Source organism: Pseudomonas gessardii, assembly GCF_001983165.1.
In the GTDB taxonomy this organism is placed as follows: domain Bacteria; phylum Pseudomonadota; class Gammaproteobacteria; order Pseudomonadales; family Pseudomonadaceae; genus Aquipseudomonas; species Aquipseudomonas gessardii.
Genome location: NZ_MNPU01000112.1, coordinates 1 through 2,303, shown reverse-complemented (window position 1 = coordinate 2,303; position 2,303 = coordinate 1). Strand labels below are relative to the sequence as shown.

Below are 2,303 nucleotides of genomic sequence, written 5' to 3'. Positions count from 1 at the left end.
GTAAGCGCTTCGATTTCAAATGTCCTATCGAAGTCATGAGCGAAGTGATGCAGAAAGCCTTGGCTATGCAATATGATGCTCCTGCGTCAATTCAATAACCGTGTTGCACTCAGCTCCTGCAACCGCCCAGGGTATTGCTCCCTAGAGCTTAGGATTTCGAGGACTAAAGCGGAAATATCCAGCTTATTTTGGTCTGTTAATGATGGAACTGGAAAATTGTTATAGCCTAACGTAGAGGAATATCGTGGATCTTCCTTGATTTTTCCGCAAGAAGCTTTGATCCAGACGTTGTGAATCAGAGATGATATAAGTCCGAAAACATATAGCTCCCCGGTATAAATGACTTGTGTAGCATTCGAGGCCACAAATGACTTATCCAGAAATCCAAATGGGATGTACTGGCGGCGATCCGAGCCATGAATAGGAACGAGGATAGAGTTGCTTGCTATGTAACGAGGCTCGCCAAATCGATGCGCAACACCTGCTATCGCTCTCGTTGCAGCTTTTGTGCTGTTTAGTCGGAACTCTTCTACCTTATTGATGCGTTCGCTTATTCCTCTAATGGTCAGTGCTTCGTTAAGCTCCTGATCGTTAATCCACAAGCACCACCGTTCTTTGTTATTGGTATGTTCAGAGGCTCCAATGAACCGTTTGAGGTATTTCTTTGCTTCAGGATACTTCTTTACAAATTCATCCTTTTCATTAGGTTCAAGTAAAAGATTGCCTCCGTCCGTGGGTTTACTGCCATAAGTCATCGATGGAATTCTGGATAGTGGCTTTTGCCTTTTTGGTAAGATAATATTACGCTTGGTCGCCACAAGGTAGGGGTTTATGTTTTCTACAGTTTGGGATAGCCCTTCCTTGAATAAATATTTTTCACTATTTGAAGAATTTCTTAGCCCAACAATGACACAATAAACAGCTGCGTTCTTTTTCGCATTATTTTCCCACTTAAAAGGTTGGTGTACAAAATCAATTTCGATGTTATTCTCAAAAATATTTGGCCATAAAAGCCCCACTTGCTCACCCTGGCAAATAGAGTTGGTAGATACGAATGCAGCGCGTGAGCCTGTTCCCGCAATATAGCGAGCAGCTTTGTAAAACCAGCTTGCGATTAAGTCGATACTTTTGTAGCCTTCGATACCGAAAAACACATGTGCAATATCTTCCTTCTGTTGGTCAGATTGTAGGCTAGACCCCAAGTAAGGTGGATTTCCAAGTATAAATACCTGGGTGTTATCAGATAAAGGACAAACATTTTTCCAATCTTTTTGCAACGCATTACCTCTAACTACATTGCCGCTGTTATTTAGAGGAAGCGCTGGATTGCAGCGTCCAAATACTTCTTTGAACTTTAGGTTCATTTGATGCTCTGCTAGCCATAGAGATAAAATGGCAACTTCATGCGCAAAGTCATCCAGTTCTATGCCATAGAACTGCGAAATTTTGATCCGGGGTAGCGGAATTAAACCGTCTTTAGTTATTTCCTGCAAGCGCTTGAAGATTTCCATTTCTAGCTCGCGTAGCTCTTTATACGCAATGATTAAAAAATTTCCCGATCCACATGCCGGGTCAAATATATTTATATGTTCTAAGCGAAGCAATAACTGCTCAAGTTTTGCTCGGCTACTATGATGCTTTGCGAACTCTGCCTTTAATTCATTCAAAAATAGCGGTTCTATGACTTTCATGATGTTGGGTACAGACGTGTAATGCATACCCATGTTGCCCCGTTGGCTGGGGTCAACTACGGCCTGAATCATCGAGCCAAATATATCCGGATTGATTTCAGACCAGTTTAGATCAGAGCCACACTCGATGAGCATTGCTCTGGATTTTCGATCAAATGTCGGTACAGGTAGCTTATCTGCAAATAGGCCGCCGTTCACATACGGAAAATCTTCTAAGTAGTTAGGTACATTGGTCCTAACCTCTAGATTCATTACGTCGAACACTTGGCGCAGATAGTCGGCAAGATCTGAACCGTCTTCGGCTGTGTGTGAGGCAACGTGTCCAGTGAACAACCTCGGTTCAAATATTCCTGTATCTTCTGCAAAGTAGCAGAACAGTATCCTTGATAGAAATACGTTTTGTGCATGGATTTGGTTAGAGTCGTTGGCTGCATTATTCAAGCGAAGCATGTCGAACAATTTTGCCATTTTTTCGGCTGCTTTGACGGCTCTTCGCATTTAAGGGTGTAGCTGATTTCTAAACCCTCCTGACTTCAGCAAGCACCTGGCTATGTAATTGGTTAAATTTCTAAAGCCCAAGGCGGTACCTCGTAAGTGCTCAAGTCGCCCGTT

The 2,303-nt window shown here is 42.7% G+C and carries 1 protein-coding gene; it reads right to left on the bottom strand.

From position 1 onward, the window contains the following. Positions 1 to 86 precede the first annotated feature (86 nt). The gene (locus BLL38_RS29780; protein WP_159439756.1) at positions 87 to 2,159 is read right to left on the bottom strand and encodes a class I SAM-dependent DNA methyltransferase; all 2,073 of its coding nucleotides are present in this window, start codon (positions 2,157 to 2,159) and stop codon (positions 87 to 89) included. Positions 2,160 to 2,303: the final 144 nt, after the last annotated feature.